The organism is Rhodanobacter sp. UC4443_H10 (genome assembly GCF_052978325.1).
In genome coordinates this window covers 3,034,683-3,055,979 of the sequence record NZ_CM129668.1, presented here as the reverse complement: position 1 = coordinate 3,055,979, position 21,297 = coordinate 3,034,683, and the positions used below count along the sequence as shown (strand labels likewise).

The following is a 21,297-nucleotide window of genomic DNA, read 5'->3' as shown; positions in this document are numbered from 1 at the left end:
CGGGCGATCACACGGTCAGCGGATTGGGCTTGTCCGGATCGAGCTTGTACTCCTTGATCGCGCGGCTGACGTCCTTGGCGTTGACCTTGCCTTCCTTTGCCAGCGCGGCCAGCGCGGCGTGGGCGATCCAGTAGCGGCTGATCTCGAAGAACTCGCGCAGGTGCTCGCGGGTATCGGAGCGACCATAGCCGTCGGCGCCCAGGGCGGTGAACGAGCGACCCTCGGGCACGAAAGCGCGCACCTGGTCGACCACGCCGCGCACGTATTCGCTGGCGGCGATCACCGGGCCGTCGCGCCCGGCCAGGTTGGCGGTGACGTGCGGCACGCGCTGCTTCGCTTCCGGATGCAGGCGGTTCCAGCGCTCGCAGTCGAAGCCGTCGCGCGACAGTTCGCTGAAGCTGGGGCAGGACCAGATGTCGGCCTTCACGCCGAAGTCGGCATCCAGCAGCTCGGCCGCCGCAATCGCCTCGATCAGCGAACCGCCCGCCGCCATCAGCTGCACGCACGGCGCGCCGTTCTTGCCCTTGCTCTTGCCCTTGCCTGAATCCCGATTCCCCAATCCCGAGTCCCGGAACAGATACATGCCCTTGACGATGCCGTCGTAGCAGCCCTCGGGCATGTCCGGGTGGACATAGTTCTCGTTGGTGGTGGTGATGTAATAGAAGACGTCCTGCTGCTCTTCGTACATCTCCTTGACGCCGTGGTGCAGCAACACCGCCACCTCGTACGACCAGGTCGGGTCGTAGGCGCGGCAGTTGGGGAAGGTGCCGGCCATCAGGTGCGAGGCACAGTCCGAATGCTGCAGGCCTTCGCCGGGGAAACTGGCGCCGGCGGTGGCGCCGACCAGGAAGCCGCGCGCGCGCTGGTCGCCAGCGGCCCAGATCAGGTCGCCGATGCGCCGGAAGCCGAAGAACGAGTAGTAGATGAAGAACGGCAGCATCGGCTGGTTGGACAGCGAATAGCTGGTGCCCGCCGCGATCCACGCCGACACGCCGCCAGCCTCGGAGATGCCTTCCTGCAGCACCTGGCCGTCCTGCGCCTCGCGGTAGTACAGCAGCTGGTCGGCATCCTGCGGACGATACTTCTGGCCGAACGGCGCGTAGATGCCGATCTGCCGGAACATGCCCTCCATGCCGAAGGTGCGCGCCTCGTCGGCCACGATCGGCACCACGCGCGGGCCAAGCTGCTTGTCGCGCAGCAACAGGTTCATGCCGCGCACCAGCGCCATGGTGTTGGAGATCTCGCGCTCGCCGCTGCCCTTGGTGATCTGCTCGAACGCGGACAACTCCGGCGCCTTGCACGGCACGTCGGTGCGGCGGCGGCGCTGCGGCAGGAAGCCGCCCAGCGCGCGACGGCGTTCCAGCATGTATTCCACCTCCGGCGAGTTCGGGCCGGGGTGGTAGTACGGCACGCTGTCCAGCTTGTCGTCGGGCACCGGAATCTGGAAACGATCGCGGAACGTGCGCACGGCATCGCCGGTCATCTTCTTCTGCTGATGGGTGGGGTTCTCCGCCTCGCCCGAGCCGATGCCCATGCCGTAACCCTTCACCGTCTTGGCCAGGATCACCGTGGGCATGCCCTTGGTGTTCACCGCCGCGTGGTAGGCGGCGTAGACCTTGTGCGGATCGTGGCCGCCGCGATTCAGGCGCCAGACGTCGTCATCGCTGAAGTTGGCCACCATCTCGCGGGTCTGCGGGTACTTGCCGAAGAAATGCTCGCGCGTGTAGGCGCCGCCGAAGGCCTTGCAGGCCTGGTATTCGCCGTCCACGGTTTCCATCATCAGCTTGCGCAGCGTGCCGTCCTTGTCACGCGCCAGCAGCGCATCCCAGTAGCTGCCCCAGATCACCTTGATGGCGTTCCAGCCGGCGCCGCGGAACACGCCCTCCAGCTCCTGGATGATCTTGCCGTTGCCGCGCACCGGGCCGTCCAGCCGCTGCAGGTTGCAGTTGATCACGAAGATCAGGTTGTCCAGGCCTTCGCGGCCGGCCAGCGAGATCGCGCCCAGCGATTCCGGCTCGTCCACTTCGCCGTCGCCGAGGAAGCACCATATCTTGCGGTCGGTCTTGGGTATCAGGCCGCGGTTCTCCAGGTAGCGGAAGAACTGCGCCTGGTAGATCGCCTGGATCGGACCCAGCCCCATCGACACGGTGGGCACCTGCCAGTAGTCCGGCATCAGCCACGGGTGTGGATAGGAGGTGAGCGACTGCTCGCCGCCGACCACGTCGGCGCGGAACAGGTCGAGCCGCTCCTCGCTGATGCGGCCTTCGAGGAAGGAGCGCGCATAGATGCCGGGGCTGATGTGGCCCTGGTAGCCGATCAGGTCGCCGGGGTGGTCGGCGCTGGGGGCGCGCCAGAAATGGTTGAAGCCCACGTCGTACAGCGTGGCCGAGGAGGCGAAGCTGGCGATGTGGCCGCCCAGCGAACCGGGCCGGCGGTTGGCGCGCACCACCATCGCCATCGCGTTCCAGCGGATCAGGCAGCGGATGCGCCACTCCATCGCCGCATCGCCGGGGCTCTTGGCCTCCATCCCGGGCGGGATCGTGTTGACGTATTCGGTGGTCGGGTTGAACGGCAGGTAGCCACCCGAGCGACGGGTGGTGTCGACCATCTTCTCCAGCAGGTAATGCGCGCGCTCGGTACCGTCGTGCTGGATCACCGCATCGAGCGAATCGATCCACTCGCGGGTTTCGGTGGGGTCAAGATCCTGGTCCAGGATTTCGTCGAGCTGGTCCATCGGGGTTCTCCACGGCACCGTGGGGTGTGCCTGCAAAAGGTTCGCGCCGCCGGGGCCGCGGCGCGACAACGGCTTAGTTTAGCGGTCTGGGCGGGTGCCAGCCAAATAATGGTCCATGCGTCAGCGTATGAGCGCCGGCACAAGCCACGAAAGCCGAACATCCGGCTATCTCTGCAGGATCGCTATGCTCTGACCCAGCGCCGAAGAGGTTCTCCAAGGTGCCTCGGTGCTGCCGACAAACCTCAGGCCGTGATAACCGAGTTTGTCCGCCCACAACTCGATCTGCGAACGTTCCAGAAACTGGTTGAGGTGCGGCAGCGTTGCCGAGCGTTGCACATCGACCGTGGCCTTGAACTGCGCCCAGTGATCCGGCTCGGAAAACTCCAGGAACGAAAATATCACCACTCCATCCGGGCGAACCACGCGGTGCAGTTCCTCCAGGTAGATGTAACTTTCGTGATGCAACAGATGAGTAAACACGCTGAATGCCGTTGCCATGTCGCAAGATGCGTCCGGCAGAGGTACCGCAAGTGAACGGTTCAGGATGAAACGGTAATTCTTCGGCGATTTCTTCTTTGCATATCTCAGCAACGCTTTGACGACGTCGATGCCGCAATACTCGATGGACATTTTTCGCCCAAGCGCCGCGGCAAGGCGACCACTGCCGCAGCCCAGGTCCACCAGAGATTGACCATCGCGCAGACCGGCATGGGCGACAATGTCCGCCTCGATCTGGCCGATTTGCTCGTAACCCCCACCTCCTACGGCACGGCTCATCGCCTCGTCCAGCGAATATTTCCAACGCAATCGCCTGACCAGACGTTCGTAGTCTTCAACGAAGTGAAATTTTGCCATCGTGTTTCCTGTGGAAACCTGCCACATGAACGTGCGAACAGGTGTCATTGCATCATGGCCACATGAGTGGGACGGCGCGGCTGCCGCCGCCCCGGCGCGAAGAGTCGGCACATCACCGCCACACGATCAGCCCATCAACCGCGCCGGCTGCCCTGCGCGGCGCGGATCTGTGCATCGACCGCGGCCACCGCGGTCATGTTGACGATGCGGCGCACGGTGGAGGCTGGCGTGAGGATGTGCGCGGAGCGGTTGACGCCCATCAGGATCGGCCCGATCGAGACGCCGTCGGTCATCACCCGTACGATGTTGTAGGCGATGTTGGCCGCGTCCAGGTTCGGCATCACGTAGAGGTTGGCGCGGCCGCTGAGCGTGGTGTGCGGGAACATGCGCAGGCGCAGCGCCTCGTCCCAGGCGGTGTCGGCCTGCATCTCGCCGTCCATGTCCAGCTTGGGCGCGCGCGCCTTGAGGATCTGCCAGGCCTTGCGCATCTTCGCCGCGCTGGGGTTGTCGTGGCTGCCGTAGTTGGAGTGCGAGAGCAGCGCCACCTTGGGCTCGATGCCGAAGTTCTTCAGCCGGTAGCAGGCCTGCAGCGTCGCCTCGGCGATCTGCTCGGCGGTGGGATCGACCTGCACGTGGGTGTCGAGGAAGAACCACGCGCCCTTGTCGTTGATCACGCCGCTCATCGCCGAGGTGCACGACACGCCCGGGTCGAGCCCGAACACGCTGCGCAGGTAGCCGAGTTTCTTGTGGTAGCGACCCACGATGCCGCAGATCATGGCGTCCGCCTCGCCGCGTTCGACCATCATCGCGGCGATCAGGGTCGGCCGCGATCGCAGCAGGTTCTTCGCCGCCGCCGGGCTGACCCCGCGCCGTTCGGTCATGGCGTGGTATTGCTGCCAGTAGTCGTTGAAGCGCGGGTCGTCGTGGATGTTGGTCAGCTCGAAATCCACGCCGGCGCGCATGCGCAGGCCCAGCCGCTGGATGCGCGTGTCGATCACGTCCGGGCGGCCGATCAGGATCGGCCGCGCGATGCGCTCGTCGATCACCGTCTGCACCGCGCGCAGCACGATCTCCTCCTCGCCCTCGGCGTACACCACCCGCTTGGGATCGGCGCGGGCGCGCTCGTACACCGGCTTCATCAGCAGGCCGGTGCGGTAGATGAACTGGCCGAGTTTCTCCTTGTAGGCGTCCATGTCCACGATCGGCCGGGTGGCCACGCCCGAATCCATCGCCGCCTGCGCCACCGCGGGCGCCAGCATCACCAGCAGGCGCCGGTCGAACGGGCGCGGGATCAGGTATTCCGGGCCGAAACAGGGGATCTCGCCGCCGTAGGCACTGCCCAGGTCGGAGGCCTCCATGCGTGCCAGCGCGGCGATCGCGCGCACGCAGGCGGTCTTCATCGCCTCGTTGATCACGGTGGCGCCCACGTCCAGCGCACCGCGGAAGATGTAGGGGAAGCACAGCGCGTTGTTGACCTGGTTCGGATAATCCGAACGGCCGGTGGCGATGATGCAGTCCGGCCGCACCGCCTTGGCGTCTTCCGGGGTGATCTCGGGGTTCGGGTTGGCCAGCGCCAGAATCACCGGGCGCTCGGCCATCGTGGCGACCATCTCCGGCTTGAGGATGCCGCCGGCGGACAGGCCCAGGAACACGTCCGCCCCCGCCACGATCTCGGCCAGGCTGCGCTTGGGCGTGTCGCGCGCGTAGCGCGCCTTGTCCGGGTCGAGGTTGCTGCGGCCGGTGTGGATCACGCCCTCGCGGTCGAACGCGAGGATGTTCTCCGGCCGCACGCCCAGCGCCACCAGCATGTCGAGGCAGGCGATGCCGGCTGCACCGGCGCCGGTGGTGGCGAGCTTGATGTCCGCGATGTTCTTGCCGACCACCTCCAGCGCATTGACCAGGGCGGCGCCGACGATGATCGCGGTGCCGTGCTGGTCGTCGTGGAACACCGGGATCTTCATCCGCTCGCGCAGTTTGCGCTCGACGATGAAGCACTCCGGCGCCTTGATGTCCTCCAGGTTGATGCCGCCGAAGGTGGGCTCCAGGCTGGCGATGATCTCGACCAGCTTGTCCGGGTCGTTCTCGTCGATCTCGATGTCGAACACGTCGATGCCGGCGAACTTCTGGAACAGGATGCCCTTGCCTTCCATCACCGGCTTGGCCGCCAGCGGCCCGATGTCGCCCAGACCAAGCACCGCGGTGCCGTTGGTGATCACCGCCACCAGGTTGGAGCGTACGGTGTACTCCGCCGCCGTCGCGGGGTCCTCGACGATCGCGTCGCACGCCGCCGCCACGCCCGGCGAATACGCCAGCGACAGGTCGCGCTGGGTCAGCAGGGCGGTGGTCGGGGTGATCTTGATCTTGCCCGGCCGCGGATGACGGTGATACTCCAGCGCGGCGAGGCGCAGTTCTTCGGGGAGGGCCATGGGAGGGGCTTTTTTCCAGTGAGTGGGCGCCATCGCGCGAGCGCGGATGGCTGGCGAGAATGTTAGCACCTGGGCCTGCGTCGCTGGCCCACGCCCGGCGCCCTCACGCGCCCGGCAGCAGGTCGTCCTCGCGCACCCGATCCATGTGGATGCCGTTGATGAACACCGAGAACGCCAGCTTTCCGGCCAGCCCGTGCACGTGCTGCATCCATGGCGGCAGCCAGCGCGGCGGCACGATCGCGCCGGAGGCGAAATGCGGCTGCAGGCTGATCACGTCGTGCAGCGCCAGCTTGCCGGCGAACAGATAGCGCAGCAGATCCAGCCGGCGCTGGCGCAGGGCCCAGCGGAAGAACGTGTGCACGGTGAGCAGGCCGGACAGGTAGACGTTGTCCTTGGCGAACACCGCGCCGCCGCCCGGCGGCACGCCACGGAACACCCGCTGCGCCGAGTGGAAGCTGTCGGCCACGCTCTGCCCGCGCGCATGGAAGTAGCGATAGACCTCGACGAAATCGGCGCCGCCCAGTGCCATGTCGATCGCCACGATGCGCAGGCTGATGCGTTTCAGCCGGGCGATGTCGATCGCCCCCGACATCAGCTCGGCGAATACCGCCAGCCCTTCCTGGGTGGCGGTGACCCGCGGCGAGGTGCGCCCCAGCGACGCCAGCAACGGCTGGCGCCGGCCGTTCAGCGCGGTCAGCGAATGCACGAAGGCCTCGTGCGCCAGCAACTGGTGGTGGTCGTACTGGCTGAAGCTGGCGCCGCCGCGCAGGCGGATGCGGGTGGCGCCGGCGGCGGCCTTGGCGGTGAGCTCGGGATCGACCTCGACGCGGATCGTGCCGTCGCCGAAGAAGACATCCAGCGTCTCGGCCAGCGCCGCGCGCAGCACCTCCGCGTCGATGTCGCCGCCGTCGTCGGCGAGCAGGTCGGCGCCCAGTTCGTCGGACAGCTCGACGAAATAGCGCGCGGCATCCAGGTTGCTGCGCTGGCTGCCGGGGATGCGGTCGTCCGGCTTGCCGTACAGCGCGATCGACGGCGCGGTCACGCCGGCCGTACCCACCGCTTCGAGCATCTGCGCGGCGACCTGCCAGGACTCGGCGGTGCGGCGCAGGTACTCGCCCAGCGGATCGCCCGCGCCGACCTCCACCGCCGCCGTCTCGATCGCCGCCAGTTCGGTGCGCGCCGCCGCCAGTCCGGGCACCTGGTAGGACACCGCCGGCAGGCTGAAGCGGCCCTGGCCGTAGGCCTCGATCATGCGGTTTTCCAGCGACGCGGGCCACGCCACCGTGGGCAATATGTGGATGCCGCGCACCGCCGCCAGCAAGCGCTGGTCCAGCGCCGCGTAGCGTTGCAGCTCCGGTGCAATGGCCGCGTTCATCGCGAGACCCCGGCACGCCGCGCACCGTCGGCGCGAATTCTTCCCGGGCCGCCCCCGCGCGCCATCGAACTACTCCCGCTCGCGCTTGACGCGGTGGCCGCGCGGCGGCTCCAGCGGGCGGCCGCCGCGCTGACGGCGCAATCGCGCTTCGAGGGTGGCGGCTTGTTCCTCGCGCTCGTCGTGCAGCTTGAGATAACTGCGCCAGCGCTCGGCGCTCAGCTCGCCGGTGTCCAGCGCCACCTGCACCGCGCAACCGGGCTCGCTGCCGTGGCCGCAATCGGCGAAGCGGCACTGCTCGGCGAGCGCCTCGATGTCGGCGAACAGGTCGAGCTGCTCCTCGCCGGTCAGTTTCAGCTCGCGCATGCCGGGGGTGTCGATCAGGCAACCGCCCGAGGGCAACTGCAGCAGCGCGCGGTGGGTGGTGGTGTGGCGACCGCGGCTGTCGTGGCTGCGCACGGCGGCGGTGGCCATGGTCGCGGTGCCGAACAAGGTATTCGTCAACGTCGATTTGCCGGCGCCGGAGGAGCCCACCAGCACCGCGCTGTCACCCGGCTGCAGGTAGCGCGCCAGCTCCTGCGCGCTGGCGGGGTCCTTGCAGTTGAGCGCATGGATCGGCGTGTCCTGCGGCAGGCGCGCGCGCAGCGCGGCGACCTTCGCCGCCGCATCCTCGTGCTTGTCCAGCTTGCTCAGCAGCACCACCGGCTGCGCGCCGGAGCCTTCGGTCAGCGACAGGTAGCGCTCGATGCGGGCGGGGTTGAAGTCGCCGTCCAGCCCGGTCAGCACCAGCACGTAGTCGACATTGGTGGCGATCAGCTGGCGCTCGTAGCGCTCGCCCGCGGCGGCGCGCGACAACATGCTGCGGCGCGCTCCCACGCTGACGATGTGCGGCGGCGTGCCGTCGGCCACCTCCACGAAATCGCCCACCACCGGTCGCTCGGCGGGGTCGATGCCGCGCTTGAGGAAGCGGCCGTCCGGCTGCGCGCCGAACAGTGCGTGGCCATCGTGCAGTTCATAACCGGCGCGATGCTGCGCCACCACCCGCGCCAGGCGCAGGCCGCCGGCCGGCAGGCGGTCGCCGCGCCAGCCGATATGCCGCAGCCGCTCGATCGTTTCGACATCACTCATGGCGAGGCTTGCCTGGCATGGTGGGGCGATTATGCCCTGCCCGGCCACGGCCCGACGATGGCCAGCGTCGCGCCCGCCGATCGGCTCGCGCTGCACTGCATCACGCTGCTAGCATCCACGTCGCCGGCGTTCGCGCCGTTTCCCACCCGCAAAGGAACCCAGGCGTTGGCTCCGATCATCCCCAGTGCGCACCTGGCAGACGTGCGCTACGAGATCCGCGGTGCGCTGACCCGCCGTGCCCGCGAGCTGGAATCCGCCGGACGCGACATCATCAAGCTGAATATCGGCAACCCCGGCCGCTACGGCTTCGAGGCGCCGGCGCACCTGCGCGAGGCGATCGCCAGCCACCTGCACGAGAGCGACGCCTACGGCCACGAGCAGGGACTGGAAGCGGCGCGCGAGGCGATCGCCGCGCAGCAACGCAGCCGCGGAGCGCGGCACGTGCAGCCCGAGCGCATCTTCATCGGCAATGGGGTCAGCGAACTGATCGACCTGGCTTTGCGGGCTCTGCTGCAGCCCGGCGACGAGGTGCTGCTGCCGAGCCCGGACTACCCGCTGTGGAGCGCGGCCACCATCCTCAACGGCGGACGGCCGCAGTACTACCGCTGCCCGGCCAGCCGCGGCCACCTGCCCGACCCGGACGAGGTGGAGGCGCTGGTCACCCCGCGCACCCGCGCGCTGGTACTCATCAACCCCAACAACCCGACCGGCGCGGTCTATCCGCGCGAGCTGCTGCAGCGGCTGGCCGAAGTCGCAGCGCGGCACGGCCTGTTGCTGCTCGCCGATGAAATCTACGACGAGATCCTCTACGACGGCGCGCACTTCCAGCCACTGGCGGAAGTCGCCGGTGAATTGCCCTGCCTGAGCTTCGGCGGGCTCAGCAAGGTGCATCGCGCCTGCGGCTATCGGGTCGGCTGGATGAGCCTGTCCGGCGCGCCCGCGGGAACGTCGGTGTATCGCGACGCGCTGCAACTGCTGGCCGCATTGCGTCTGTGCGCCAACGTGACCGCGCAGTGGGCGGTGCCGCCCGCCTTGCAGGACGCGCCGACGATCGGCGCCCTGACCGCGCCGGGCGGGCGCCTGCACGAGGCGCGCGCGGCGGTGCTGCAGGGAGTCGCCGCCAGCGAACACCTCGACCTGGTGGCGCCGGCCGGCGCGTTGTATGCGTTTCCCGCGGTGCGCGCCGAACGCATCCCGCAGTTCGACGACGAATCCTTCGCCCTGCGCCTGCTCGAAGAGGAGTCGGTGCTGGTGGTGCCCGGCAGCAGCTTCAACGTGTCGCGCAGTCGCCACTTCCGGCTGACCCTGCTGCCGCCGCCCGCGCAGCTGCGCGAGGTGTTCGTGCGGATCGAGCAGGTGCTGCAGCGGATGGCGCGCGAACAGGCGGACAACGCCGTCGTCGCGGCCTGAGGCTTGTCGATGCCCGCATCCCGCTCGCCGCTGCGTCACCTCGCGCTCGGCGATTCCTACACCGTCGGCGAAGCCGTGGCCGCGAACGCGTGCTGGCCCGCGGTGCTGGCGCAGCAGCTGCGCCGCGGCGGCGTGGCGGTCGACGAGCCATGCCTCGTGGCCGTCACCGGCTGGACCACCGACGAGCTGGCACGAGGCATGGACCAGGCCGCGCTGGCGCCGCCCTACGATCTGGTCACCCTGCAGATCGGCGTCAACAACCAATATCGCGGCCGCAGCATCGAGGAGTACGCGGAGCAGTTCGCCGTCCTGCTCGAACGCGCCATCGCGCTGGCCGACGGGCGCGCCGGGCGGGTGCTGGTGGTGTCCATCCCGGACTGGGGCGTCACCCCCTTCGCCCGCGACCAAGGCCGCGATCCCGCGCGGATCGCCCGCGAACTGGACGATTTCAACGCGCGCGCACGCGAGCTGGCCACGAGCCATGGCGCCCGCTTCGTCGACATCACCCCGATCTCGCGCCGACACCCCGGGCTGGTCGCCGCGGACGGCCTGCATCCGTCGGCGGAACAATACGCGCTGTGGGTGGAAGCGATCGCGCCGGCCGCCCGCGCGGCGCTGATGCGGCAAGCTTGAAAGCCTCGCTGCGCGGCGTCATCTCCCCGGCGTATCATTACCCTTTGCTTGGAGTCCCTCATGTCACTGGACAGCACCACCCGCGAACGCATCGAGAGCCTGCTCAAGGAGCACCGCGTGGTGCTGTTCATGAAAGGCGACCGCCACCAGCCGATGTGCGGTTTCTCCGCCTCCGCCACCAACACGCTCAACGAACTGCTGCCGGACTACCACACGGTCAACGTGCTGGACGACCCGGGCATCCGCGAGGGCATCAAGCTTTACGGCGACTGGCCGACGATTCCGCAGTTGTACGTCGAGGGCGAGCTGATCGGCGGCGCCGACATCATCAGCCAGATGTACCGCAGCGGCGAGCTGCATGCGGTGTTCGGCATGCCGGCACCGGATCGCACCCCGCCGGAAATCACCATCACCGATGCCGCCGCCGAGGCGATCCGCCAGGGCACGGCCAATGCGCAAGGCATGGTCCTGCACCTGGAAATCGGCCCGGATCACGGCGCCGGCTTTCAGCTGGCACCGGCCGGCGAACATGACGTGGTGACGCAGTCCAACGGACTGGAAGTGCATTTCGACCCCGCCAGCGCCCAGCGCGCGCGCGGCATCGTGATCGACTGGGTTTCCACCGTGCAGGGCGAGGGACTCAGCCTGACCTTCCCCGGCGCGAAGTAAGCACGCCTTCGCCCACCCGGCCGGCTCTGCGCCGGCCCGGGCGGCCGGACCCCATCAGGCTTGCGCAGGCGGGGCGGTGGCGTCGTTGAAATCGCTGATCGCCTCGACCAGGTCGGTCACCGCGGCCCGCTCGGCCTCGCTCAGGTCGGGGTTCCAACTGTCCAGGATCAGCACCACGCGGGTTTCGCCGCTGCGGTTCCAAGCCTCGTGGAGGAAGGTGTCGTCGAACGTCACGCACTTGCCGGGCTGCCAGACATGCTCCTGGCCACCGACGTTGATGGCGCAATGGTCCGGCACGATCAGCGGCAGATGGGTGACCAGCCGGGTGTTGGTGACCCCGCGATGCGGCAGGATGTGCGTGCCAGGCCGCAGCACCGAGAACAGCGTCTCCGGCGCGTGGTCGCGGATGCGCACCAGTGGCAACCGGTCGAGGATGCCGGCGGTGATCGGGCAAGCCGCGCAATGGTCGTCGTAGCGCTTGCCGTGGCGGTAGAAGAAGTACGCGTCCCACGCCGCATCGTCCTTGCCCCACGACTTCAGCATCTCGCCGGTCGCCGGGCCGGCGGACGTGCCCAGGAAGGGTTCGAGATCGCGCGCTGCGCCCAGTTGCTCTTCCAGTTCGCCCCGAATATCGCCGGTTGCCTGCTCGAGCGCTTCCAGCCACGGGAAACGCGAGCGCTCGTAGTAGGGCTGGCTCGGCACGCCGGCGAAGTAGAGGAATTTCGGCTGCTGGCGGGCGTCGGGGATGTTCGCCGGCTGCTCGCCAAGATAGATCGAAAGGCTTTGCTCGACGCGGGTCAGCTCCGACGCGCCGTAACGATCGCGCAGCGGCTCCAGCACCTCGCTGAACAGGCGGCGACGTTCGCGGTTCACGTAGTTGATGGCGTACTTCACCAGCTCGCGCACGGCCGGTGCGGTGGTCTGGTCGTTCGTCCAGCGGCCCTGGTTCTGCGCCGTGCGGATGGCGGTGTACCAGGTCACCAGCGCATCGTGCGCGCGCCCGAGCTGTTCCTGGGCCACGCCCAGCTGCAGCCTCGCGACAAATGCCTGCGGCGCCAGTTGCAGGCTGCGCTGCAGCGTGCCGGCGGCGTCGCCGAAATCGCCATTGGCCAGTTGCACTGCCCCCAGCAGCTGCAACAGGTCGACCCGCTCCGGTTCCCGCGCGACAGCGTGCAATGACAGATCCCTCGCCGGAACCAGCTCGCCGCGCGCGTAATGGCGGCTGGCCAGGAAACTGAGCGCCTCGACATCGTGCGGCAGCAGTTCCAGCAGGTGACGGAAGAACTGCTCGGCCGTTTCCGGGTCACGCCGTTGCAACCGCTCGTGGGCGGCGCGGCGGCAGGCTTCGGGAGTCAGCGGGTGGGTCATGTCCATGGAACAGTGCCTTGGAGTGCTGCCGTGCGCCAGCACGGGGCGGGAGCCAAACGGGCATAATACGCGTTCATTGCCGCTCGATGGTGGCAGCCGGACTGCGCTGGACGCGCCTTCGGCCACGGCTCACCCCAACCGGATCGTGGAGAAAGCATGGCAACGCGGCTGGATGGACTTACCCCGACCACCGCCCGCCGCGTCGTCGCGGCGGGCGAGTCGCTCGACGCGGGACGCGTGGAAGAGGCGATGCGGCAATTGGCGGGCATCGAGCGCAACGAGGCGCACCATCCGGAAATCCTGCGCATGCACGCCGGCATCCTCGGCATGCGCGGTCAGCACCGCGACGCCATCGCCGTCATGCGCGACGCCATGGCCATGCGGCCCGACGACCCGGTCTACCACAACACGCTGGGCAGCCTGCAAGGCCAGGCGGGCGATTACGACGCGGCAATCGAATCGCTGCGGCGCAGCTGCGAGCTGCAGCCGACGCTGGGCATGGCCTGGTACAACCTGGGCGTGATGCTGACGCGCTCGGTGCGCAACGACGAGGCCACCGCGGCGCTGCAACGCGCCGTAGAGCTGGAACCGCGCCACATGCAGGCACGTGCGCTGCTTGCCGACATCCTGCGCATGCAGGGTCGTGCTGGCGAGGCCGCGGCCGAGTATCGGCGCGTGCTGGCCGAGAACCCCGGCGCGGGCATGGCATGGTGGGGCCTGGCCGACCTGCGCAGCGGCCAGTTCAGCGAGGAAGACATCGCCAGCATGCAGGCGACGCTGCAGGACCGGCGCAACAGCGACGACGACCTGATCGCGACCGGCTTCGCGCTGGCCGCCGCGCTGCACGATCATGGTCACCCGGCAGCCGCCCTGCGGGCCATCGAGCAGGCCAACAACCTGGCGCGACGCCGCCGGCACTGGGATCGCGGCGCGTTCTCCGCCAGCGTGACGGCGCTCAACCAGGCGTTCGACCCGCCGCCCGAAGGCGCGCCCGGCGAGCTGGGAAGGGAGGTGATCTTCATCGTCGGCCTGCCGCGCTCCGGCTCCACCCTGGTCGAGCAGATCCTCGCCTCGCATTCCCGGGTGGAGGGCGCCGGCGAGCTGTCCGACCTCCCGCAGGTGCTGGCCGAGGAATCGCGTCGGCGCGGACAACCTTTCCCGCAGTGGGTGAAAGCCATGCAGCCGGCCGACTGGCAGCGACTGGGCCAGCGTTACCTCGAGCGGACCGCACACTGGCGGCGCCATCGTCCGATGTTCACCGACAAGCTCCCCAGCAACTGGATCTATGCCGGCGCGATCCGCGCCATGCTGCCGCAGGCACGCATCATCGGCTGTCGGCGCGATCCGCTCGAGACCTGCTTCTCGTGCTACCGGCAACGCCTGGAGAACAACGAGTACACCCGCGACTTCGACGATCTGGCCAGCTTCTGGGGCGATTTCGATCGCAGCCTCACGCATTGGCAGCGGCTGCATCCGCAGCACGTGCTGGAGTTCCGCCACGAGGATCTGCAGGCCGATCCGCCGCAGCATATCCGCGCGCTGCTGGATTTCTGCGACCTGCCCTACGAGGAGGCTTGCGAACGCTTCCACGAAAGCAGCCGCGAGGTGCGCTCGCCCAGCGCCAGCCAGGTGCGTCAGCCGCTGCGGCGCGACACCGCGCACACCGCGGCTTACGCCGAGCTGCTCGATCCGCTGCGCCGGGCGCTCGGGTTGGCGCCGTGGAAGTCCGCGGTCCACTGAGCCGGGATGAGCGCGACCGACAAGCCCGGTTCAGTCGCCGCCCGGCGCGAACAGGCCTTGACCGAACATCTGCGGCGGGCCGCGTCGACGCCGGACGACGGCAAGCTGCTGCTCCAGGCCTGGACTGACGCCACCGACGCCGAGTGGCTGGCGCTGATCCAGCGCCTGATGCTGGAACGCGACCGCTGCACGTGGAACATGCTGCAGCATGCACTGCAGGCCCATCCCCGCTCCACTGCATTGCGTCAGGCGCAGGCGGGCCTGCTGCTCCAGCGTGGCGACGCCCGCGCCGCCGAAGAGCTGCTGCGGGCGCTGCTGGCGGAACCCTCGGCGCAGTTGGCCAGCAGTTTCGCGCTGGCGCGGCTGCTGAAGGGCCAGGGCCGCATGCGCGCGGTCGCCGACGTGATGCGCGGTGCGTTCCCTGCGTCCGGGGGCGACCTCGAACAGCGCATCCAGGCCATCGAGTTGCTGGACGACTGCGGGCGCAAGCACGATGCGGCGGACCTTGCCGAGGTGGAGATCGCGGCCGGTAATGCCGATCCGCGGCTGCATGCCTACGCCGGCATGCTGCAGGCGCAACTGGGCCGCTTCGACGTGGCGCGCGAGCGCTATGCCTTCGTGGCGGCCAACAGCCCGCAGGCTCCCGACTGGCACGTGCCGCAGGGGCTGGCGGGGCTGCAACGCTATGCCGATGCCGGTCATCCTGACTTTGCCCTGTTTCGCCGCTACCTGGCCGCGCCGTTGAACGACGACGCCCGCACGTCGCTGCTGTTTGCGCTGGGCAAGGCCCATGACGACATCGGCGAGTACGCCCAGGCAGCGCACTTCCTGCGCGACGCCAATTCCCGCGCCGCGGCCAAGGCGCACTGGTCGCGCAAGCGATGGGCGCGGAGCATCGAGGTTCGGCGCAAGCGTCGGCTGCCCGCGGTCACCCTTGAGCCCGAGCCGGGCTGGACGCCCGTGTTCATCGTCGGAGTACCGCGTTCGGGTACCACCCTGGTGGCGCGACAGCTGGCGGAGCATGCGCTGGTCTGCCATCGCGGCGAATCGCCGTGGCTGCCCGCGCTGGCCGAACGGATCGACGGCACGGAGGGCGGGGATTATCGGCAACGACTGGCTGACGCCGCAGCGACATACGCCGCACAGCTGCGCCAGGACGATGCGCCCGCGGCGCGCTGGTTCATCGACAAGCAGCCGCGCAACTTCCTGCATGTCGACCTGATCCTGTCCTTGTTCCCGAACGCGAGGATCATCCAGTGCCAGCGTCGCGCGCGCGACATCGCGCTGTCGCTGTGGATGCAGTCGTTCCACGACCGCAGCCTGGATTTCTCCTGCGACTTCGCCGACATCGCGGCCTACATCCGCGGCGCGCGTCAATTGATGGCCGGCTGGCAGGCACGCTACCCGCACGCCGTGCGAACGATCCGCTACGAGGAGCTGACGGCGGACCCGACGACATGCCTGGACGGGCTGACGCAATGGCTCGGCTTGCCGCTATCCCGGGTCGCACGCACCGACGACGATCACGCGATCAGCACCGCCAGCCTGTGGCAGGCGCGCCAGCCGGTCCACACGCACTCGGTCGATCGGTGGCGCTGTTACGCGCCGTTCCTGCCCGAGCTCATGCAGATCGCCGAGGACTGAGCCTGCACCGAAACGGCACGGCATCCGCCGCGAGGCCAGCGCGCCTGATTCGGGCGGGCAGGAGCGTGCACGCGCCGGACCTGCGATCGAAAGCCACGGGCGTGCTTCTTTTCGCGGACCGCGGATGCGGCTCAGTGACCGCCTTCCGTCGTGTAGCCCCAGTGGTCGAGCATGGGCCGCAGGATCGCCTGGGCCGGCGCCAGCGCCTCGCCGTAGCGCAGCCAGCGGCCCAGACCCTTGCGGTTGACCGGCTGGATCACCTGCGTATAGCTGGGCGTGGCGATGTAGCCCTTCTGCCGCGCGTGCCTGTCGAAATCGAGCAGCGGCGAGGCATCGTCCAGGCCAAGGAAATCACCGATGCGTTGCGTCTGCGCCGCCGGATCGGTCACCAGGTCCTCGTAGCGCGAGACCAGCACCGAAGGCTGGAAAACCTCGACGTGGTGGAGCCACGACTGCATCGCCTCGACGTAGGCCTGTGCCAGGCGCTCAAGTGAGGCACCGGCCGCCGCCAGCACGCTGGCACGATAGTTCTGCATGTAGTTGCTGATCAGCACGTCGCAGGGATGGCGCAGGGCCAGGATGAACCGTGCTTGCGGGAACAGGCGGTGGATCATCGGCAGCCACAGCATGTTCAACGGGTTCTTGTCGACCAGGCGACTGTCCCAGCGCCGGGCGATCTTCGAGCACACCATGGAGACGTAGCCCTTGCGCAGTTCGTCGCAGGCATGCTGGTCGAGCCGGGCGATATCGGCGGGCATGTGCAGGCCATGGTCCGCGAGTTGGTCGGCGAGCAGGTTGAAGAACGGCCGCTCGTCCATCGACTGCAAGGTCGGATGGGCATCCAGCATCTGCTCGAGCAGGGTGGTGCCGGAGCGCGGGAAGCCGACGATGAATACGGGCGAGTCCTTCGACTCCGGGGCGGACAGGTGTGGCCAGCGCTGGTAATCCTCCCGCGTCACGCGGGCGACGGCAGCCGGCAGAAGCGGTGCGCCGGGTTCGAATCGCGCCGGCACCGCCTGCTTCAGCTCCTCTACCTGAAGGGCATGCGCCTCGGCCAGCGCAGCCAGGGTGGCCTCGACGTCACCGAGCTTGTCGCAAGCCTCGGCGAGCGCGAAATAGTGCGCGAAATCGTAGTCGTGGCGCGGACCGGTCTGCTCCAGCAGCTCGCGCGCGCCGGCATGATTGCCGCTGCGCGCCTCCAGTGCGGCGGACAGATGGGCAAGGTCGCGTCGCTGGGCGTCGTCGAGCTTCCCGGCCTGAGCGCTGATCTCCTGCATCACGGCGCGCGAGCGGTCGAGCTGGTTGACCCGCTCGTAGACCGCCGCCAGCAGCAACCGCGCGCCCAGTGAGGGCGTGGAGCGGGCGCAAAGGTCTTCCAGCAGCACCCGCGACGCGTTGGCATCGCCCATGACCAGTTTGAGATCCGCCAGTTGGGCCTGCAGCTCGTCATCCAGGGGCATCCACTCGCGCCAGTGCTCGGTGAGCTGGTCGGCCCGGTAATCGCGGCAGACCGCGCAGGCGCGCGCGGCATGGATGCGTGCCGCGACCGAGTCCGGCGCCAGCACCGTGGCCTTGAGCAGGGAGTCCCGCGCCGCCAGGAAGTCCCGGTCGTGGAACTGCAGCAGACCGCGGTTGATCCATTGCTCCGCATTGTCCGGCGCCAGCCGCAGCGCCATGTCGACGGCACGCGCCGCCTCGGCCAGCTGTCCGTCCTGGCGCAGCACGGTGGCGTAGTTGCCCCAGTGGACCGCGTCCCCGGGGCACAGCTCCACCAGCCGGGCGTAGACCGGCAGGGCGTCGGCCCGCCTGTTCTGATGCGACAGCGCGAGAGCCAGCAGGAACAAGGTGTCAGGGTCGTCTCCGCCTTGCGCCAGCGCCTGGCGGCACAACGCTTCGGCGACGTCCGGACGGCCGGTTTGCAGAGCAGCGATGATGTCTTGGTTGGTCACGATGGCACCAAAAAAAGAGCCGCGCAGGAACCCTGCGCGGCTCGTTGCAACGTTGTCAGCCGAAGCCGACGCGAACGATCAGAACTTCACTTCCACGCGGCCCCAGAAGTAGCGACCCTGCAGGTCGAAGTCGCTGGGGTCGGTGTTGGCGTTGAGCGTGTTGTTCGCATACAGGAACGGCGGCTGCTTGTCGGCGACGTTGTTCACGCCGAACGACACGCGGGTGTTGAGCGGCTCGATGTTGTAGCCGATCGACACGTCGCTGTAGATCGTCGAACCGAACTTCATCACGTAGTTGGGATAGCTCGGGATCGGCGAAGCGGCGTAGCCCGGGACTGCGCGGCCCATCTGGAACCCACCGATGTAACGCATGCGCCAGGACGCATCCCAGTTGCCCAGGTTCCAGTTCACGAAGCCCTTGCCGCGCCAGCGCGGGAACAGGCAGACGCCGCCACCGCTCGGGCAGGAAGCCGATTCCGGCGAACCGTAGAAGCCGAAGTAACCGGCGTCATGATAGGTGACGTTGGCGTCCGAACCCGGCGCCGTCTGCTGGTCGTAACGGGTCAGGTAGGTGCCGTCCACGCCCACCACGAAGTTGCCGAAGCTGAACTGCGGCAGCTTGTAGCGCACCGAGAAGTCCACGCCGCTGGCGTCGGTACGGCCCAGGTTACCGGTCGGCTCGCCGATCTGGATGATCTGGCCCGGGTCGTTGGAGCTGAGCGGCTTGCGCGTGATCAGCGGGCAGAACTTGGTGTTGCCGGCATAGCACTGGTCAAGCACCGTCTGGGCACCGATCGAGGTGATCGTGTCGGTCAGGTACAGGCGCCAGTAGTCCGCGCTCATCGACAGGCCCGGAGCCCAGCTCGGCGAGTAGACCGCGCCGAAGTCGAACGAGCGACCCTGCTCCGGACCGAGCGGGAAGTTGAAGTACTGCGAGCCGGCAGCGATGCCCTTGCTCTGCTGGCCCAGGGCCACGTCGCGGTCGACGAAGGTGCCGTCGGTCGGCACGCCCACGCAGGCCGGGTTGCCGGCGGTGGTGGTGCCGTCGCAGGGGTCGTTGCTGAGCTTCGGTGCGTCGCTGATCGGCGCGCCGAACACGTCGGACGTGGTCGGTGCGCGGAAGACGTCGGCCACCGTGCCACGCAGCAGCAGGTCCTGGATCGGCTTGTATTCCAGCGCAAACTTGAAGTTGTTGGTGCTGCCGAAGGTGCTGTACTTGGAGTAGCGGTCACCGATGGTGACGTTCAGCGCCTGGATGCCCGGCAGATTGCTGAGGACCGGGATGAACAACTCGGCGTGGCCTTCCTTCACGCTATAGCCACCCTGGATGGGCGAGCTGCACTGGCTGCCCAGGGTGCAGTTGCCGGTTTCCGGGTCGAGCAGCAGCACCGGATCGATCGTGCTGTGGGTGTACTCCTTGCGGTACTCCGCACCCAGGGCGAGCTGCACCGTGCCGGCCGGCAGGTCGAACAGACCGCCGGTGAGGTTGGCGGAGTAGGTCTTCTGGATGTCGATCTGGTTGTTGATGGCCGGCGAGGCGATCTTCTGCAGCACGGCGACCGAGTTCGGATCGAACTGGTTGAACGGGTTGAACGGGGTGCAGCCGGCAATGATGTTGCCCGGGGTGCCGCACTTCACGACGCCGTCGGTGTCCATGAACGACGGACCGAGATCCTTGTTCATCAGGTCGACGTTGGGCAGGCCGCGGGTGATGGTGTTCGTGGAAAGATGGCCGTAGTTGTAGCCGGCATCCCAGGTCCAGTTCTTGTCGAAGATGTCGAAGTCGCCCTTCAGACCCGTCGCCACCTGGTCGGTGGTCAGACCGAAGTTGGCCGAACGGTTGCCGGCGGACACCAGGCGCAGGCGGAAGTCATTGCCATCCGGGTTGAAGTCCACGCCGAACGGGTTGTAGTAGCTGTCCTTGGAGATGTAACCGCCGTAGATGACGCCGAACAGCGACGGGGCCAGCTGGAAGCCGGAGGTCGTCTTGTTGTGGTACGCGGTCAGGTAGGCCTCGACATGATCCGTCAGGTTGTAGGTGCCCTTGATGAAGCCGCTGGTGCGCTCCTGCGGGGTCTGGATCAGGTTGACCGTGGCGTAGTTGTACTTGTCGCTGTTGCCGAAGCAGTGGTAGTCGGTGTTGACGTTCTGACCGCTGGCACCCGGATTCAGCGCCACGTTCTTGCAGCCGTACTGGGCCTGCAGCGCGGCCGGCAACTGGATGTTGCCGTAGGCCGGGAAGCTGGAACCGCCGATGTACGAGTAGATCGCGCTGTTCGGGCTGCCGGTGATCGAGACCGAGTTCTTCGAGAAGTCGCGGTTCGAAGCCTCCACGCCATCGGTCTTGTTGTAGTCGATGCCACCCATGATGCTGCCCTTGTCGCCGGTCTGACCGAACGTGAAGGAGTAGCCGGTGGACTTGCCGTCGTTGCGATCGGACTCGCCGTAGGTCGCCGAGAACTGCGCGCCCTGGTAGTCCTTCTTGAGCACGAAGTTGACCACGCCCGCGATCGCGTCGGAGCCGTAGACGGCGGACGCGCCGCTGGTCAGCACTTCAACGCGCTCGATCATGTCGACCGGGATCGTGTTCGGATCGGTGTTCACCACGCGGCGACCATCAACCAGGATCAAGGTGCGCTGCGAACCCAGGCCGCGCAGGCCGATCGAGGAGCCGCCGGTGCCGCCGGCGTTGTTGACCTGCGGGTTGACCACGCCGCCGGTGACGGAGGGCAGTTCCTGCACCAGGTCGCCCACGGTCAGCGCGCCAGTGGCCTTGATCTCCTGCGCGTCCATGACAACCACCGGGTTGGAGGTTTCCAGGTCGACACGGCGAATGTTGGAACCGGTGACCACCACCGTCTGCAGCGTCTGTGCCTTCTGGGTGCTGGGCTGGTTGGCCGCATCCTGGTTGCCCGTGTCCTGGGCGAAGGCCGTGCCGGAAGCACCGACCGCAATGACAGCACCCAGCGAAAGCGCCAGGCGAACTGCCGAAGAAAGTTTCTTGACCCCAAGTTTCATTACGACACCCTCCGAATTGATTTTTGTCATGGGCCTGCACCGCTCAGCCCAGAAGTACAACCCGACCTGTTCTCAGACCGATGGATTTCGGACCCATGAGCTCCCGATCCGCGCCGATACTAACAGGCAAATAACGCTATGTGAACCGACATCATACACTTGGCGAAGCGTCGTCATTCAGCCTTTGTTGAACCGTCTGGCGCGGCCGCTTCGGCATTTCGGCCGTGAAAAGCGGCGCGGCGGCCCGATGCTGCAATACAGCATCGGGCCGCCGCGAGAAGCAGGGGCAGGACGCGCCACCGCCCGGCCAGCCGTACCGCAAAAAGGTCGCACGTGCTCCGCTGACGGCCT

Annotated in this window: 12 protein-coding genes and 1 pseudogene; 5 read left to right on the top strand and 8 right to left on the bottom strand. The window is 67.8% G+C overall.

The features are described from left to right. Positions 1 to 7: 7 nt before the first annotated feature. The 5 genes from aceE to rsgA form a co-directional block, all read right to left on the bottom strand. Positions 8 to 2,734, bottom strand: coding sequence for a pyruvate dehydrogenase (acetyl-transferring), homodimeric type (gene aceE, locus ACVCMB_RS13795; protein ID WP_447101098.1), 2,727 nt, complete (start codon positions 2,732 to 2,734; stop codon positions 8 to 10). Positions 2,735 to 2,899: 165 nt separating this feature from the next. Further along, positions 2,900 to 3,589 (bottom strand): class I SAM-dependent methyltransferase, encoded by a 690-nt coding sequence (locus ACVCMB_RS13790; protein WP_447101099.1) that lies wholly within the window; start codon positions 3,587 to 3,589, stop codon positions 2,900 to 2,902. A 134-nt stretch (positions 3,590 to 3,723) separates the two neighbouring features. Further along, on the bottom strand, positions 3,724 to 6,015 hold the full coding sequence (locus tag ACVCMB_RS13785) for an NADP-dependent malic enzyme (RefSeq protein WP_447105415.1): 2,292 nt from the start codon (positions 6,013 to 6,015) through the stop codon (positions 3,724 to 3,726). A 103-nt stretch (positions 6,016 to 6,118) separates the two neighbouring features. Beyond that, positions 6,119 to 7,390, bottom strand: a complete 1,272-nt coding sequence (locus ACVCMB_RS13780; RefSeq protein ID WP_447097455.1) for a flavohemoglobin expression-modulating QEGLA motif protein — start codon at positions 7,388 to 7,390, stop codon at positions 6,119 to 6,121. Positions 7,391 to 7,459: 69 nt separating this feature from the next. Then, the gene (rsgA, locus tag ACVCMB_RS13775) at positions 7,460 to 8,515 is read right to left on the bottom strand and encodes a ribosome small subunit-dependent GTPase A (protein ID WP_447097456.1); all 1,056 of its coding nucleotides are present in this window, start codon (positions 8,513 to 8,515) and stop codon (positions 7,460 to 7,462) included. Positions 8,516 to 8,680: 165 nt separating this feature from the next. Here rsgA and ACVCMB_RS13770 point away from each other — a divergent pair, with 165 nt between their 5' ends. The 3 genes and pseudogenes from ACVCMB_RS13770 to grxD form a co-directional block, all read left to right on the top strand. Then, complete coding sequence (locus ACVCMB_RS13770) at positions 8,681 to 9,925, top strand: aminotransferase class I/II-fold pyridoxal phosphate-dependent enzyme (RefSeq protein ID WP_447105414.1); 1,245 nt, start codon at positions 8,681 to 8,683, stop codon at positions 9,923 to 9,925. Between the two features lie 9 nt (positions 9,926 to 9,934). Next, positions 9,935 to 10,558 (top strand): SGNH/GDSL hydrolase family protein, encoded by a 624-nt coding sequence (locus ACVCMB_RS13765; RefSeq protein ID WP_447105413.1) that lies wholly within the window; start codon positions 9,935 to 9,937, stop codon positions 10,556 to 10,558. Positions 10,559 to 10,618: 60 nt separating this feature from the next. Then, positions 10,619 to 11,221: pseudogene (gene grxD, locus ACVCMB_RS13760) on the top strand (Grx4 family monothiol glutaredoxin); the annotation flags it as partial. Positions 11,222 to 11,281: 60 nt separating this feature from the next. Here grxD and ACVCMB_RS13755 read toward each other — a convergent pair. After that, a complete protein-coding gene (locus ACVCMB_RS13755) occupies positions 11,282 to 12,601 on the bottom strand; it encodes an aspartyl/asparaginyl beta-hydroxylase domain-containing protein (protein ID WP_447105412.1) in 1,320 nt (439 codons plus the stop codon). 150 nt (positions 12,602 to 12,751) lie between these two features. On the opposite strand from ACVCMB_RS13755, the gene ACVCMB_RS13750 reads away from it, so the two are divergent. Continuing rightward, positions 12,752 to 14,335 (top strand): tetratricopeptide repeat-containing sulfotransferase family protein, encoded by a 1,584-nt coding sequence (locus tag ACVCMB_RS13750; RefSeq protein WP_447105411.1) that lies wholly within the window; start codon positions 12,752 to 12,754, stop codon positions 14,333 to 14,335. A gap of 6 nt (positions 14,336 to 14,341) precedes the next feature. Next, positions 14,342 to 15,979, top strand: coding sequence for a tetratricopeptide repeat-containing sulfotransferase family protein (locus ACVCMB_RS13745; protein WP_447105410.1), 1,638 nt, complete (start codon positions 14,342 to 14,344; stop codon positions 15,977 to 15,979). 131 nt (positions 15,980 to 16,110) lie between these two features. On the opposite strand, the gene ACVCMB_RS13740 is transcribed toward ACVCMB_RS13745, so the two are convergent. Further along, positions 16,111 to 17,928 carry a sulfotransferase gene (locus ACVCMB_RS13740; protein WP_395121079.1) on the bottom strand — a complete coding sequence of 606 codons (1,818 nt, stop codon included), beginning with the start codon at positions 17,926 to 17,928 and terminating at the stop codon, positions 16,111 to 16,113. Positions 17,929 to 18,006: 78 nt separating this feature from the next. Continuing rightward, entirely contained in the window at positions 18,007 to 20,946 is a 2,940-nt protein-coding gene (locus tag ACVCMB_RS13735) for a TonB-dependent receptor plug domain-containing protein (protein WP_447105409.1), read from the bottom strand. Positions 20,947 to 21,297: the final 351 nt, after the last annotated feature.

What these genes read in the sequence shown, in the direction of transcription:
- aceE (WP_447101098.1), bottom strand. Translation starts at nt 2,734, where the DNA reads ATGGACCAGCTCGACGAAATCCTGGACCAGGATCTTGACCCCACCGAA.
- ACVCMB_RS13790 (WP_447101099.1), bottom strand. Translation starts at nt 3,589, where the DNA reads ATGGCAAAATTTCACTTCGTTGAAGACTACGAACGTCTGGTCAGGCGA.
- ACVCMB_RS13785 (WP_447105415.1), bottom strand. Translation starts at nt 6,015, where the DNA reads ATGGCCCTCCCCGAAGAACTGCGCCTCGCCGCGCTGGAGTATCACCGT.
- ACVCMB_RS13780 (WP_447097455.1), bottom strand. Translation starts at nt 7,390, where the DNA reads ATGAACGCGGCCATTGCACCGGAGCTGCAACGCTACGCGGCGCTGGAC.
- rsgA (WP_447097456.1), bottom strand. Translation starts at nt 8,515, where the DNA reads ATGAGTGATGTCGAAACGATCGAGCGGCTGCGGCATATCGGCTGGCGC.
- ACVCMB_RS13765 (WP_447105413.1), top strand. Translation starts at nt 9,935, where the DNA reads ATGCCCGCATCCCGCTCGCCGCTGCGTCACCTCGCGCTCGGCGATTCC.
- ACVCMB_RS13755 (WP_447105412.1), bottom strand. Translation starts at nt 12,601, where the DNA reads ATGGACATGACCCACCCGCTGACTCCCGAAGCCTGCCGCCGCGCCGCC.
- ACVCMB_RS13750 (WP_447105411.1), top strand. Translation starts at nt 12,752, where the DNA reads ATGGCAACGCGGCTGGATGGACTTACCCCGACCACCGCCCGCCGCGTC.
- ACVCMB_RS13745 (WP_447105410.1), top strand. Translation starts at nt 14,342, where the DNA reads ATGAGCGCGACCGACAAGCCCGGTTCAGTCGCCGCCCGGCGCGAACAG.
- ACVCMB_RS13735 (WP_447105409.1), bottom strand. Translation starts at nt 20,946, where the DNA reads ATGAAACTTGGGGTCAAGAAACTTTCTTCGGCAGTTCGCCTGGCGCTT.